At 41.3% G+C, this 15,110-nt stretch carries 8 protein-coding genes; 2 read left to right on the top strand and 6 right to left on the bottom strand.

What is annotated here, in order from left to right; genetic code table 11:
• Nucleotides 1-258: 258 nt before the first annotated feature.
• The 5 genes from XEN7305_RS23820 to pflA all read right to left on the bottom strand — a co-directional run bounded on the left by XEN7305_RS23820 (nucleotide 259) and on the right by pflA (nucleotide 7,777).
• On the bottom strand, nucleotides 259-1,662 hold the full coding sequence (locus XEN7305_RS23820) for an NAD(P)(+) transhydrogenase (Re/Si-specific) subunit beta (RefSeq protein ID WP_006512102.1): 1,404 nt from the start codon (nucleotides 1,660-1,662) through the stop codon (nucleotides 259-261).
• Nucleotides 1,663-1,674: 12 nt separating this feature from the next.
• Nucleotides 1,675-1,965, bottom strand: coding sequence for an NAD(P) transhydrogenase subunit alpha (locus XEN7305_RS23815; RefSeq protein ID WP_006512101.1), 291 nt, complete (start codon nucleotides 1,963-1,965; stop codon nucleotides 1,675-1,677).
• A gap of 42 nt (nucleotides 1,966-2,007) precedes the next feature.
• A complete protein-coding gene (locus XEN7305_RS23810) occupies nucleotides 2,008-3,159 on the bottom strand; it encodes a Re/Si-specific NAD(P)(+) transhydrogenase subunit alpha (protein WP_006512100.1) in 1,152 nt (383 codons plus the stop codon).
• 1,189 nt (nucleotides 3,160-4,348) lie between these two features.
• A complete protein-coding gene (gene adhE / locus XEN7305_RS23805) occupies nucleotides 4,349-6,991 on the bottom strand; it encodes a bifunctional acetaldehyde-CoA/alcohol dehydrogenase (RefSeq protein WP_006512099.1) in 2,643 nt (880 codons plus the stop codon).
• A gap of 30 nt (nucleotides 6,992-7,021) precedes the next feature.
• Nucleotides 7,022-7,777 (bottom strand): pyruvate formate-lyase-activating protein, encoded by a 756-nt coding sequence (gene pflA, locus XEN7305_RS23800; protein ID WP_006512098.1) that lies wholly within the window; start codon nucleotides 7,775-7,777, stop codon nucleotides 7,022-7,024.
• 503 nt (nucleotides 7,778-8,280) lie between these two features.
• Here pflA and XEN7305_RS23795 point away from each other — a divergent pair.
• Complete coding sequence (locus XEN7305_RS23795; RefSeq protein ID WP_006512096.1) at nucleotides 8,281-9,549, top strand: OFA family MFS transporter; 1,269 nt, start codon at nucleotides 8,281-8,283, stop codon at nucleotides 9,547-9,549.
• A gap of 44 nt (nucleotides 9,550-9,593) precedes the next feature.
• On the opposite strand, the gene pflB is transcribed toward XEN7305_RS23795, so the two are convergent.
• Complete coding sequence (gene pflB, locus XEN7305_RS23790) at nucleotides 9,594-11,822, bottom strand: formate C-acetyltransferase (RefSeq protein WP_006512095.1); 2,229 nt, start codon at nucleotides 11,820-11,822, stop codon at nucleotides 9,594-9,596.
• Between the two features lie 482 nt (nucleotides 11,823-12,304).
• Here pflB and XEN7305_RS23785 point away from each other — a divergent pair, with 482 nt between their 5' ends.
• Nucleotides 12,305-15,061 carry a bifunctional acetate--CoA ligase family protein/GNAT family N-acetyltransferase gene (locus tag XEN7305_RS23785; protein WP_006512094.1) on the top strand — a complete coding sequence of 919 codons (2,757 nt, stop codon included), beginning with the start codon at nucleotides 12,305-12,307 and terminating at the stop codon, nucleotides 15,059-15,061.
• Nucleotides 15,062-15,110: the final 49 nt, after the last annotated feature.

Raw genomic sequence — 15,110 nt, 5'->3', positions numbered from 1 at the left:
ATAATTGCTGGATTAATCGTTGTTCGGGATTAACCTAACACCTAACACCCAACACCTAAAACCTTTTACTCGCAATTAACTTAATTTTGCCAAGTCGTGTTTAGTGATTTTGTTCTGCCAACCCATTATTTTTATCGAAAAAATAGGAGCAAACAAATGCTTGCCCCTAAGAATAAATGTGCCCTATTGCTTTTGTTGAATTAGGATTAATGGGACTTCCTTCTCGATCGCCCCAACTTAGTCAAGAATAACCAATTACTACAATTGTTTAACTTCTCCCACCAATTTCGAGACAACATCCTGTGCGCTGCCGAAGAGCATGGTGGTTTTGTCCTTGTAAAATAGTTCGTTATCTACCCCTGCAAAACCAGTTCTCATACTACGCTTAATTACAATGGCATGTTGGGCTTTATCCACATCAATAATGGGCATCCCATAAATGGGGCTACTATTGTCATTACGGGCTGCGGGATTAACCACATCGTTAGCTCCGATTACCAGAGCGACATCAACGCGATCAAATTCAGTGTTAATATCGTCCATATCGTACAGGCGATCATAAGGAACGTTGGCTTCAGCTAAGAGTACGTTCATATGTCCTGGCATTCTCCCGGCGACAGGATGGATTGCATATTTAACATCCACACCCATTTTTTCCAGTTGGGCGGCTAATTCTCTGACCCCATGTTGAGCTTGAGCTACTGCCATACCATAACCAGGAACAATTACTACCGAGCGGGCATAACCTAACATCATCGCTCCCTCTTCGCTGTCAATAGAACGGTAGGTCTTCTCGATTTCCGCACCACCTGCATCACCAACAGCAGTACTATCGCCACCAAATGCGCCAAACAATACATTAGTTAATGGTCGATTCATGGCTTTACACATGATTTGGGTCAAAATTAACCCCGAAGCCCCAACCAAAGCCCCTGCGACGATCAGCATATTATTGTAGAGAATAAACCCTACAGCACTAGCAGCTAAACCCGAAAATGAGTTTAACAAAGAAACTACTACGGGCATATCTCCACCACCAATAGGCAGCACAAATAAAACACCAAAAAGTAAAGATATGGCGGTTAAAGCTAGAAAAATTGCGGGGTTTTCTGGTTGGATTAATAAGTAAACGCTGCCAGCCAAGAAGCTCGCTAAGAGCAAAGCATTGAAAGGTTGTTGGAATGGAAAAGTAACAGGAGACCCTGAAACTAAGCCTTGTAGTTTAGCAAAGGCTAGTAAACTGCCGGTGAGAGTCACCCCACCGATTAAAACACCCAAGATTGCAATAAATGTCGCATCTAAAGAAACAGTGCCCTCAGCGTTAAGTATGCGCCAAAACTCAGCCACTGCTACTAAAGCAGAAGCCGCACCACCGACCCCGTTGAAGATACCAACCATTTGCGGCATATCCGTCATGGCTACCTTTTGAGCTGCGATCGCGCCGATCAACGAGCCAGCAATAATCCCAACTAAAATCAATTCATAATTGAGTACGGACTGATTTAATAAAGTGGCAATAATTGCAACTAGCATCCCTCCTGCTGCCAGGAAATTTCCCTGACGAGCTGTGGCAGGGGAACCTAATTTTTTCAATCCGAGAATAAACAAAGATGCTGCAACTAAATAAGCAATTTCAATTCCCGTGTTCAAATATGTATTCATCATGCTATTCCCCTAGGCTATTTCCTTCTTCTTAAACATTTGCAGCATGCGATCCGTTACCAAAAAACCGCCCACAACATTGACAGTCGCTAACACGATCGCAATTAAACCCAAAATAGTTGTTAGATTCCACTCCGGTACTCCAGCAATTAGTAAGGCCCCAACCACGGAAATACCAGAAATAGCATTAGCACCAGACATTAAGGGCGTATGCAATGTGGGAGGGACTTTATTAATCACCTCAAACCCCACAAATGATGCTAAGACAAAAACGACTAAGCCAGTAAGTAATCCTGCTTCCATAAGACCCACTCCTAAATAAATAACCAAAAACCCGCAACATAACTAATGACTAATAACTAATAATGCTTCTCTAATTCTTTGATTGAGAATTTCTCCACCATGGGTAACGCAAGCACTACTAGTGATGTCATCATCAAAATCGAGCTGCAATTCGCCATCCTTGGCTAAATAGCCCACCAGGTTTAAAAGATTTTTGGCATACATCTGGCTGGTATTAACTGGTACTGTACTCGGCAAATTCGTCGGACTAAGAATATTAACCCCTTGATAGTTAACATCTTTGCCTGCTTCACTACAAGAGCAGTTCCCACCGCTTTCTGCGGCAAGATCGATAATTACTGAGCCGGGTTTCATTTGAGAAACTGTCTCTTCCGTAATTAATAAAGGTGCGGGCTTCCCTGGTACTTGAGCTGTAGTAATAACCACATCGGCCTTGGCAACATAGGAGCTCAAACCCTGACAAATTAGCTCTTGGGTATCCATCCCAACTTGTTGGGCATAACCTCCTTCCGCTTCAGTTGGTTCTTCAAGGGCGATCTCAATAAAATTGCCACCAACACTTTGAACTTGTTCTTTCACTGTCGGACGAATATCAAAAGCTTCTACGACTGCACCCAATCTTCGAGCAGTTGCGATCGCCTGTAACCCGGCAACCCCTGCACCCAAAACTAGAACTTTAGCCGGAGGAATTGTTCCTGCTGCGGTAGTCATCATAGGGAAAATTCGCGGTAAACTAGCGGCTGCTAGCAACACAGATTTGTAACCGGCAATGTTCGCCTGCGAAGACAAGGCATCCATGGTTTGAGCACGGGTTGTACGAGGAATCAATTCCATGCTGAAGGCTGTAACCTGTCGCTGGGCAAGCTGTTGTATTATCAAAGGATCGCTTAAAGGATCGAGAAAACTAATCAGAGTTGCCCCGGGTCGCAGCATGTCGATCTCCGCCCAACCATCCCGCCTGCCAGGAGGCTGAACTTTAAGCAGGATATCTGCTTCTTCCCATAGAACAACGGGGTTGTCAATGATCTTGGCTCCTGCTGTTTCATAGGCAGCATCATCATAGCCGGCTCCAACACCAGCTCCTGCTTCTACCCAAACCTCAAAGCCTTGTTTGACTAGACGAGATACAGTATTGGGGACTTGGGCTACGCGAAGCTCTCCTAGCTCCTGTTCTTTGGAAACTGCTATTTTCATAAAATTCTCCTAATTTGATTATTAGTAATTTGGTCTTTTGTCTTTTGTTAATAAATGATTTGAGGATAGACAAAGAACAAAGAGCAACGTAAAAGACTATTGATAATACTGTTGGGCTAGCCTAAGAAACTTATACCAGATTATTATTAATAAAAGAATTTTTGAGGCTTGGATTAAACTGATTAAGGGTGTACTCAAATTAGCAAAACCCCTATAGCAAAGGCAATCTCACTTCCATATGGGTTAAGACATGGGTATTTTTAACCTAAAGCACTGGTATTTTGAGTAGGTTTAACATAGCAAAAAGCTAAGAAAAAATTAAGTTTTTAGAAGAATTTTTAACTTTACCAATGCAAGAGCTTTATGACTCCATTCTCGGATATTTATGCATCAATAACAATCTATGTTTATAGATAAAAATTATACTTTATAAGATAATTTAGTATAAATAATTACGAAATAGAATTTCTTTTCGAGCCACTGAATTTAACGGGGCTTCGCCCTTGAAGGCAGAAGGCAGCGGTGAGACCCCGCGCCGCCGTCAGGCGCAAGGGAACGCTCACCAAGAGAGAGAGCAGAAGGATAAAACTACTTCTAACTTATCCCTTTAGGTTGAATTCCTCCACTTCTTTAAGTGGAACAGGGCATAGTGGGAGAATTAGACTCACCACTATGCCAGTTACCTTCTGCCTTCTACCTTCGATTTAAAAGAAGACAAATAAAAAAACCAGTTTCGCAAGCTAATAAACGACGACAAAACTGGTTTTAGTTTCTAACAAACACGACTTGGCAAAATTAAGTTAGTTGCGAGTAAAAGGTTTTAGGTGTTGGGTGTTAGGTGTTAGGGAAATCCCGAAAAACGGTGAATCTAGCAATGATAGACATAAAAACTCTGGCGTTGCTGATTTAAAACATGAAAGAATTTTGGACTAATCTTCTTTGCTTCTTTCTTTGCGTCTTTGCGCCTTTGCGCGAAACAAATTCATATCTGGATTCAGCAACGCCAAAACTCTTTATATCTAAAATATTCTGCGACCTAAATCAAAATATGACTTTTTTACCTAAAACCTACTACCTAAAACCTAACACCAGTCCTGACTAGACCGTAAAATTGCCAAGTCGTGTAAAAAATATTATCTGAACTTTAAAGAGCAAAAGTTTCAGCTATGTTCGATTGCACAGATATTTGCTACAAGATAATTTCTTCTAGAGCTTTCCCTTCCGAATTATCCTCTGGGATATCTCCTTGGTAACCATGATAGGCCACAGTGTAGAGTTCTTGTAAATCCTTAATCAGAGGATAGCGAGGATTAGAACCTGTACATTGATCATCAAAGGCCTGCTCAGCTAATTCTTCGACTTGGTCGAAAAACTCTTGTTCTGTTCCCTGGAAAACTTCTTTAATCGTTAGGGGAATATCAACTGCAATCTTGAGATTATTGATGGCCTCAATTAATTTTTCTACTTTTTCCTCAGCAGTATGACCACCTAAATGTAAATAATCGGCAATTTCCGCATAACGCTCTTTTGCATGGGGATATTCATATTGGGGGAATATCGCCTGCTTAAACGGTGCATCGGTGGCATTATAACGAATGACATGAGTGATCATCAAAGCATTAGCCAAACCATGGGGGATGTGAAAGGTTGACCCCAGTTTATGAGCCATGGAATGACAAATTCCAAGGAAAGCATTGGCAAATGCCATCCCCGCAATGGTCGCTGCATAATGCACTTTCTCTCTAGCCTCAGGATCGTTAGCCCCCAGATTATAAGCACGAGGCAAATATTTAATCAGTAGGGCGATCGCCTCTAGAGATAATCCACTGGTAAAGTCAGTTGCCAAAACCGATACATAAGCTTCTAGGGCATGAGTTAATGCATCAACACCACCGAAAGCGGTTAGAGATTTCGGCATATGCAGCACTAATTCAGGATCAACGATCGCCATATTAGGAGTGAGGGCATAATCAGCAAGAGGATATTTAATTCCTGTGCGATCGTCTGTGACCACGGCAAAAGGAGTCACCTCTGAGCCGGTTCCCGAAGTCGTAGGAATTGCTACCATCTGAGCTTTTTTCCCTAAAGCCGGTAATTCATACACCCGCTTGCGAATATCCATAAACCGAGTGGCAATCCCATCAAACTCAACCTCAGGATGCTCATACATCAACCAAATTACCTTGGCCGCATCCATTGGCGAACCGCCACCAAAAGCAATAATAACATCAGGATTAAAGCTATTGACCCTAGCTAATCCCATTTCAATAGTAGAAAGATTAGGATCAGGTTGCACATCATAAAAGACCTGATGTTCGATATTCATCTCCTCTAAAACATCAGTAACTTCCTTAATCATTCCGAGATCAAACAAAGATTTGTCGGTGATCACAAAAGCCCGTTTTTTGCCTGCTAAATCTCTTAAGGCAACAGGCAAACAGCCATATTTAAAAAATACTTTGGGAGGCACACGGAACCAGAGCATATTTTCCCGTCTCTCAGAAACGGTTTTGATATTCAGCAGATGGCAAACACTAACGTTTTCACTAACAGAGTTGCCACCCCAGGTTCCACAACCTAAAGTCAAAGAAGGATCTAATTTGAAGTTATACAAATCGCCGATCGCCCCTTGGGAAGAAGGTGTATTAATTAAGACCCTTCCAGTGGATATATGGGAATCAAAATAGTCAATACGCTCATGATTGCTTGGTGCAGTATACAAGACAGAGGTATGTCCTCGTCCACCCAATAAAATCAAAGCTTCTGCCGTTTCTGTCGCGGCAGTAAAATTAGTAGCCCGATACATTGCCAAAACAGGGGACAGTTTTTCAATAGAAAATGGTTCTTGAGCGCCAACTCCCTCGATTTCGCCAATTAAAACCTTGCTACCGGGAGGAACTTCAATTCCCGCCAACTCAGCAATCTTCACTACAGGTTGTCCGACGATTCCCGGATTAATATGTCCGTCTTTAACTAAGACATGACTGACTTTTGTTTGTTCTTCTGGATTTAAGAAATAAGCCCCTCGGAGAGCAAACTCCTGTTTGACGCGATCGTAGATTTCATCGACGACAATAACTGATTGTTCAGAAGCACAGATCATGCCATTGTCAAAGGTTTTACTCAGCAAAATTGAGCTGACAGCTAGTTTGATCTCAGCAGTTTCATCAATGACCGCAGGTGTATTCCCCGCACCAACCCCTAAAGATGGTTTTCCTGAGGAATAGGCCGCTTTTACCATACCAGGGCCGCCGGTTGCTAGGATTAAATTGATGCTCGGATGTTGCATCAAAGCTTTAGACAGTTCTACCGATGGCTCATCAATCCAGCCCACAATATCTTCTGGAGCCCCCGCAGCCACAGCAGCATCGAGAACTGTTTTAGCCGCTGTAATAGTACATTCTTTGGCTCTAGGGTGGGGTGAAAAAATAATTGCATTACGGGTCTTAAGGGCAATTAAGGCTTTAAAAATTGCTGTAGAAGTTGGGTTAGTGGTGGGGACAATCCCTGCTAAAATTCCTACTGGTTCGGCAATTTTTTGAATTCCGTAATGGACATCAGATTCAATAACACCACAGGTTGGCTGGTGCTTGTACTTGTTATAGATAAATTCGGAGGCAAAATGATTTTTAATTACCTTATCTTCAATAACTCCCATGCCAGTTTCCTTCACAGCCAATTTTGCCAAAGGAATGCGTTGCTCGTTAGCGGCTAAGGCGGCTTGCTTAAAGATGATATCTACCTGTTTTTGGGTAAAACTAGCATAGTTACTTTGGGCAGCTTTGACTTTCTGAATTAGAGTATTGAGTTCTTCGATATTGGTTACTTTCATAACTGTATGTTGGATGTTAGTTGTGGATATTTAACTAATGGCAGAAATGCCATATTCTTGAAAAATCTTTTTCGCTGTGGCAACTAATTCGGGAGATGCTTCTGGAGTATTTTTTAGCGCATATTTATACCCTAGTTGTTCCCATTTATACTCTCCCATTTTATGAAAAGGTAAAATTTCCAGTCTTTTTACATTAGTTAAACTTGCGACAAATTTGGCCAAGTTGCGAATATTATGAGTCGGATCGGTAAGACCTGGAACTAAGACAAATCTAATCCAAGCTGGTTTATCAATCTCACTTAAATAACGAGCAAATTCAAGGGTTGGTTCTAGGGAAACATTTGTCACCTGATGATAAATTTTGGGATCAATAGATTTGATGTCTAACAACACTAAATCCACATGTTTTAGTAGGGGCTTTGCTGTGGTTAACCCTACATAACCAGAAGTGTCCAAAGCAGTATGAATTCCTAACTCTTGACAACGACAAAAAATCTCTGACACAAACTCTGGCTGCATCAAAGGTTCGCCTCCAGTTACGGTTACCCCTCCTCCAGAAAATTCCATATAAGAATGATATTTTTGGATATCCAAAATCAACTCATCAACGGTAACTTCTTGCCCCTCCTGAGGATCTCGACAGTCAGGATTATGACAGTAAAGACATCTGAGGGGACATCCTTGAGTAAAAATTACATAACGAATCCCAGGGCCATCAACTGCTCCACAGGTTTCTGTTGAATGAATTCTTCCTCTGATACTAGATCGAACAGCTTTTATTGCCATAAATAATATAGGGTGAAAAAATGAGATTCATCAATGGTAAAAATAGGGGTTTCTATATGTAAAAATAAAACAATTTTTTCTGTTACCAGCTTGACAAAATTCTTAATACTTATTGGTTTAAGATGTTTCATAAATTATAGAAAATATTTTCATAACTGCCAACGCTTGAAGATTTTTTAAGATTTTTTTAATGATCCTATACGAGTCAATTTATGTTCTTAATAGCTAGTCGAAACTTGAAGAAATATTGGGGATTTTTAATATTTTTTCTAGACTAGCTTATTGTGGTAAATAATTAAATAACTGAAATAATTCTGAAGTTTTTATAGCTTATTTTTACCGTTAGTACCATAATAAGCCTTCAGATATTGTCAAAGAAATTCACCCCAGAACTAGCTTCAAAAAATATGTTTCTCCTAACTAAATTTTAGTCAGTATTGATAATTTGGTAAAAGCCAAAATATTGTGTTAAAGAAAATTAACATTAAGCAAATTGTTGGACAATGAATTTGAAAGATAACAGTGATAATTTAAAATTATTCGGACTACCCGCCGAACAGGGAAGATGGTTGCTTCTGGTTTTGGGAATACTCCTATTACTCTGTTTGGGAACAGTTTATTCTTGGAGTATTTTCAGAAAACCCTTAGAAATATTGTTAGATATTGGCGCAACTGAGAGCTTATTACCTTATACTTTCGTGCTCCTGTTTTATTCGGCTTTAATGCCCATTACCGGATTGTTTCTCGATCGCCTAGGCACTCGTCGCGTTACGATTTGCGGCGGGGTGATTGTGGGTCTTGGTTATATACTTTCTAGTTTTGCGACCAATATTTCTGTACTAATTATTACCTATGGGGTTTTGGTCGGAACAGGAGTTGGCATAGTTTATGGCATTCCCATGGTGGTTGCGGCTAGTTGGTTTCCCGAAAAGAAAGGATTAGCTGTTGGCATGACAATTATTGGCTTTGGACTATCTCCTGTGGTAACAGCTCCGCTGGCTAAAGCTTTAATTGATATTTATGGAGTACAACAAACTCTCTTTATTTTGGGTATTGGCTTTGCTGTAATTATTTTAGTGATCGCAACTACGTTGAAGCTACCTCCTCAGGGATGGCAACCCCAAGGCGGCAAGATTATTCGTCAAAATGCTACTAATCAGAACTATCTTCCTTCTCATATATTTCGTACTCGCTCTTTTTATGGTTTATGGCTCTGCTACGCTATCGGCACTTTAGTTGGTTTGAGTGCTATCGGAATCTCCAGTTCCGTAGCCCAAGAAATAATTAAAATGGACCCAACTCTAGCGGCTAGTAGCGTTTCTCTGTTTGCTTTGTTTAATGGCCTCAGCCGTCCCCTATTTGGCTGGTTAACGGATCGCTTTCCACCTCGCTATCTTGCTGTTGCTTCTTATACTCTGATTTTGATTGCCACAATTTTGATGATGAACGCTCAGGAAGGTCAAATATTAATCTATTTAACAGCCTTTTGTATTTTTTGGTTTTGTTTGGGAGGTTGGCTAGCACTAGCCCCCACTGCAACTTTAACTTTGTTTAACCCTGAAAACTATGCCCGAAATTATGGCATTGTCTTTACTGCCTATGGGGCAGGTGCTTTGCTCGGCACTCTGGCAACAGGTCGGATTAGAGATGTCTTTGGTTCTTACCAATATGTGTTTTACCCGATGGCTTTGCTGGCAATAATTGGGATTTTTGTCGCGCTTTCAACCTTAAAACGGGAATCACTTATGGCAGAAAACGTCAAATTATCCTAAATAGTAAGGTAAGCATGGGCTACCTTACTATCCAAAAAAGCAATCTAAACTCGTTCGTGGAAGGTGCGATTAATTACGTCTAATTGTTGTTCACGAGTGAGTTTGATAAAGTTAACCGCATATCCAGATACTCGAATGGTTAGCTGAGGATAAAGCTCAGGATGTTCCATCGCATCAAGTAAGGTTTCGCGATTTAAAACATTGATGTTGATATGGTGACCCGTATCGTGGAAATAACCATCAAGCATGCCCGCTAAATTATTGACCTTATCGCTTTCAGTTTTACCTAAAGCTTCAGGAACGATGGAGAAGGTATAGGAGATACCATCCTGGGCATGTTCATAGGGCAATTTAGCAACGGATTCGAGGGCTGCGATCGCACCTTTAGTGTCGCGACCATGCATCGGATTAGCTCCAGGAGCAAAAGGTTGTCCAGCTTTGCGCCCATCGGGAGTATTACCAGTTTTTTTACCGTAAACTACGTTGGAAGTAATTGTTAGAACTGATTGAGTAGCAACAGCACCCCGATAGGTTTTATGTTGACGGACTTTGTTCATAAAATCCTCTACAACCTGAGCCGTAATCTGATCAACGCGATCGTCATTATTGCCAAATTTGGGATAATCACCAGTGATTTCGTAATCGACCGCTAATCCGTCTTCATTGCGAATGACCTTTACCTCGGCATATTTAATGGCCGATAAAGCGTCTCCCACAACTGACAAGCCAGCAATCCCACAGGCCATAGTTCGATAAACATCGCGATCGTGAAGAGCCATTTCTAGCTTTTCGTAGCAATATTTATCATGCATATAATGAATCACATTCAGGGTATTGACATAAAGTTTTGCTAGCCAGCCCATCATCAGATCAAACTTCGCTGTTACTTCCTCATAATTTAAATACTCAGAAGTTATGGGAGCAAACATGGGAGCAATTTGGTCTCCAGCTTTTTCATCTTTACCGCCATTAATGGCATAGAGTAGCGCCTTGGCTAAATTTACCCGCGCCCCAAAAAATTGCATCTGTTTGCCAATCCGCATTCCCGAGACACAGCAGGCGATTCCATAATCATCGCCGTAGTAACCGCGCATCAAATCGTCATTTTCATACTGAATAGAGCTAGTATCAGCAGAAACCTTGGCGCAGAAATTTTTGAAGCCCTTCGGTAATCTTTCCGACCAGAGCACAGTTAAATTTGGCTCAGGAGCGGGGCCGAGGTTATATAAAGTGTGTAGGAAGCGGAAGCTATTTTTGGTAACTAAAGTTCTGCCATCTTCTCCCATGCCACCAATGGATTCGGTTACCCAAGTGGGATCGCCAGAGAATAATTCATTGTAAGCAGGATGACGCAGGAATCGTACCATACGCAACTTCATTACGAAATGATCGATGATCTCTTGGATTTCTGTTTCTGTGACATCACCATTTTCCAAATCTCGTTGGCAATAGATATCAAGGAAAGTAGAAACTCGACCTAAGGACATGGCGGCGCCATTTTGTTCCTTAACCGCTCCTAAATAGCCAAAATATGTCCATTGAATTGCTTCTTTGGCATTGCTTGCTGGCTGGGAGATATCGCAACCATAATTGGCTGCCATCTGAACTAATTCTTTGAGGGCGCGAATTTGCTCAGAAATTTCTTCTCTGAGGCGAATGATCTCTTCGTCGATAGTATCTATTTCTAGAGAGGTTAATTGTGATTTTTTATCGGCAATTAGGCGATCGCAGCCATAGAGAGCAACTCGTCGATAATCTCCAATAATTCTGCCTCTACCATAGGCATCGGGCAGGCCAGTAATAATTCCCGAATGTCTTGCTAGCTTCATTTCACGAGTATAGGCATCAAAAACTCCATCGTTATGAGTCTTACGATACTTAGTGAAAATCTCTTTAGTTTGCCCATCCAACTCATAGCCATAAGCTTCTAGAGAACTTTTAACGACTCGAATACCCCCTAAGGGCATAATTGCTCTTTTTAATGGTTTATCGGTCTGCAAACCGACAATTTTTTCTAAGCTCTGATCAATATAGCCAGGTGCATGAGCTGTAATAGTCGAAGGAACTTTGACATCTGAGTCCAAAATGCCTTTTTCCTGTTCTATGGCCATTAAATCTTTGACTTTTGACCATAGTTTATGGGTAACTTCTGTCGTGCTGGCGAGGAAGGAATCATCTCCTTCATAGGGAGTATAGTTCTGCTGGATAAAGTCGCGAAGATTGATTTCTTCTGTCCATTTTCCTGAAACGAAATCTTTCCATTGTTGCATCATTGGGATCTACCTCCTATGCTGTTATATTTACCTGTTTTCATTTTCCAATGAATTATGTGATTTACTTGTTCAATCAATTAGATTCTAGAGAAATAAAACGAGGTTTTAGATAGTAATTGTAATTTGGAGAAAGTAAAATTCTTGAGTACCTTAAATTATAATTTATGAGTACATTTGAGTACAATTAATTCATTCAACTTTCTCAAGACAAGGTATTCAGAAAAGTCTATTACAGTAAAATATATTTAGATACCATTTATCTTGAGCCGTCGGTGTTTTCACTTAACAAACAAGACATTCACCGCCCTCCACAATCATTATACAAGATAATATTCTATTTTTAGTATCTTGCATAACTAATGGTAAATTACAAATATTAAGTAAAAATTAAAAGCTGATTCCCAGCATTTTGCAGCAGATTTATTATCTATAATTAATTGGAAAAATTGGGTATTATTTTATAAAATCCTGAAGCAATTTTTATGACTAACTCTATGAATTTAGCTATTACAACAGCTCAAGATGTCATCCATGCTCGGAGACGCCCCCTAGATGCGTTTTTCGCTCCGAGAACTGTAGCTGTTATTGGGGCGACAGATCGTCCTGGAAGTGTAGGGAGAACATTACTTTGGAACCTCATTAGTAGTCCTTTTGGTGGTACGGTCTTCCCCATCAATCCGAAAAGGAATAATGTTTTGGGGATCAAAGCTTATAGGGATATAACCGCCATTCCTGAACTAGTCGATTTAGCGATCATTGCGACCCCCGCCGCTACAGTGCCTAAAATCATCGAGCAATGTGCGATGGCTGGAGTTAAGGGCGTAATTATTCTTTCGGCTGGATTTAAAGAAATTGGCTCCATCGGCATTGAACTAGAACAAGAAATCTTGACAATAGCTCGTCGTAGCCAAATAAGAATTATCGGACCTAATTGTCTGGGATTGATGAGTCCTCGCTATGGTTTAAATGCGACCTTTGCTGGAGCCATGGCACTGCCAGGAAACGTTGGGTTTATAAGTCAAAGTGGAGCCTTATGTAGTGCAATTTTAGACTGGAGTTTCCAGGAGAACGTTGGGTTTAGTGCTTTTGTCTCTATTGGTTCGATGTTAGATGTGAGTTGGGGTGATTTGATTTATCATCTTGGTGATGATCCTGCCACAAAAAGCATTGCAATTTACATGGAGTCGATTGGAGATGCCCGCTCTTTTCTCTCCGCCGCTAGAGAAGTCGCCCTGTCCAAACCAATTATTGTCATTAAAGGGGGTCGTACTGGAGCAGCAGCTAAAGCAGCCGCATCCCACACAGGGACCTTAGCTGGGAGTGATGAGGTTTTAGACGCAGCTTTCCGTCGTTGCGGGGTATTACGAGTGGATACGATTGAAGACCTCTTTAATATGACCGAACTTCTCGCCAAACAACCTCGTCCGAAGGGTAATAGGTTAACTATTTTGACTAATGCTGGGGGGCCAGGAGTCTTAGCAACTGATTCGGTGATCAAAAATCAAGGAACCTTAGCCCAACTATCGAGCGAGACGATTGCTAAATTGGATCAAGTATTGCCCAATCATTGGAGTCGCGACAATCCTGTCGATATTTTGGGGGATGCTACAGCAGAACGTTATACAAAAACCCTCAAGATCTTAGCAGAAGATCAAAATAGTGATGGCTTACTTGTGATCCTGACTCCTCAGGCTATGACTGATGCTACCAAAATAGCCTTTCAACTACAGGAAACGGCCAAAGAATTAAAGGGTAAACCCTTACTCGCTAGCTGGATGGGAGGAGAAAAAGTTGCCGATGGAGATCATATTCTCAAGCGGGCAGGAATCTATACTATTCCCTATCCGGATACTGCGGCTCATCTGTTTAACTTGATGTGGCACTATAGTTATAATCTCAAAGGATTATATGAGACTCCGATCCTAGCAGAAGAAGAAGATCGCAAAATTTGTCGGACTACCGCAACAGGTATTATCGATGGAGCCAAAGATGCCGGGCGCACTCTATTAACAGAATATGAATCGAAAAAGTTATTATCTGCTTATGGTATTCCGACCGTAACGACAGAGATCGCAACCTCACCAGAACAAGCGGTAGCAATAGCTTCAGAAATTGGTTATCCAGTAGTTCTCAAGCTCCACTCCGAAACTATCACCCACAAAACTGACGTCGGCGGAGTGCAGCTTAATTTAAGTAACGCAGCTGCTGTTAGCAATGCCTATAACTTGATTAAAGATTCTGTGGAAAATATCGCCCCATCCTCTTTCCTGGGCGTTACAGTGCAGCCAATGGTCAAACTAGATGGCTACGAACTCATTATTGGGAGTAGTATCGATGAGCAATTTGGGCCCGTTTTACTATTTGGCACCGGAGGACAATTAGTAGAAGTCTTCAAGGATCGTGCCTTGGCATTACCACCTCTAAATACAACCTTAGCCCGGAGGATGATCAAACAAACTCGCATCTATGAGGCTCTCCAAGGAGTTAGAGGTCGGGAAGCTGTAGATTTGACGGCCCTAGCTAAGTTGATGGTGCGTTTTAGTCAGCTAGTGGTCGAAAATCCCTGGATTAAAGAAATTGATATTAATCCGCTACTAGCATCGAGCGAATCCCTATTAGCATTGGATGCTCGGGTATTGCTCCATGATAGCCAGGACATTGAGGCAGAAGACAATAGTAATAGTCTTCCCAATTTAGCTATCCGACCCTATCCGAGCCAATATATCAAACATTGGACATTAAGAGATGGTAAAAAGGTCACAATTCGTCCTATTCGCCCTGAAGACGAGCCCCTGATTGTTGAGTTTCACCAAACAGTTTCGGAGGAAAGTATTTATTTAAGGTATTTTCATTTAATAAAGTTTCAAACCAGAATTTCCCATGAAAGACTAACCAGTATTTGTTTTATCGATTATGAGCGGGAGTTAGCTTTAGTGGCAGAGTCCCTTGATCCCGATACTCAAAAGCGAGAAATTCTGGGCGTGGGTCGTTTGAGCAAAATCCATGGAACTAATGAGGCGAAATTTGGCATGTTAGTTAGCGATCGCCACCAGGGAGTAGGTCTGGGTACGGAGTTACTATACTTTTTGCTTGATATTGGTCGCCAGGAAAAACTCAGCTGTATTAAGGCAGAAATCCTGCCCGAAAACTATACCATGCAGCATTTATGCCGGAAACTAGGTTTTATCCTAAAAAGCGAGATGAATATGGTTCACGTAAATTTCGATCTAGGTTCTTAGTTAAGTTATTAGTTAGCTGATCTGCGATCTCTGTTCAATAAGATCGCAG

The sequence above is a fragment of the Xenococcus sp. PCC 7305 genome (genome assembly GCF_000332055.1).
Classification (GTDB): domain Bacteria; phylum Cyanobacteriota; class Cyanobacteriia; order Cyanobacteriales; family Xenococcaceae; genus Xenococcus.
The sequence above is the reverse complement of the archived record's forward strand: the minus strand, read 5'-3'. Positions and strand labels throughout refer to the sequence as shown.

What these genes read in the sequence shown, in the direction of transcription:
- XEN7305_RS23820 (WP_006512102.1), bottom strand. Translation starts at nt 1,662, where the DNA reads ATGAATACATATTTGAACACGGGAATTGAAATTGCTTATTTAGTTGCA.
- XEN7305_RS23815 (WP_006512101.1), bottom strand. Translation starts at nt 1,965, where the DNA reads ATGGAAGCAGGATTACTTACTGGCTTAGTCGTTTTTGTCTTAGCATCA.
- XEN7305_RS23810 (WP_006512100.1), bottom strand. Translation starts at nt 3,159, where the DNA reads ATGAAAATAGCAGTTTCCAAAGAACAGGAGCTAGGAGAGCTTCGCGTA.
- adhE (WP_006512099.1), bottom strand. Translation starts at nt 6,991, where the DNA reads ATGAAAGTAACCAATATCGAAGAACTCAATACTCTAATTCAGAAAGTC.
- pflA (WP_006512098.1), bottom strand. Translation starts at nt 7,777, where the DNA reads ATGGCAATAAAAGCTGTTCGATCTAGTATCAGAGGAAGAATTCATTCA.
- XEN7305_RS23795 (WP_006512096.1), top strand. Translation starts at nt 8,281, where the DNA reads ATGAATTTGAAAGATAACAGTGATAATTTAAAATTATTCGGACTACCC.
- pflB (WP_006512095.1), bottom strand. Translation starts at nt 11,822, where the DNA reads ATGATGCAACAATGGAAAGATTTCGTTTCAGGAAAATGGACAGAAGAA.
- XEN7305_RS23785 (WP_006512094.1), top strand. Translation starts at nt 12,305, where the DNA reads ATGACTAACTCTATGAATTTAGCTATTACAACAGCTCAAGATGTCATC.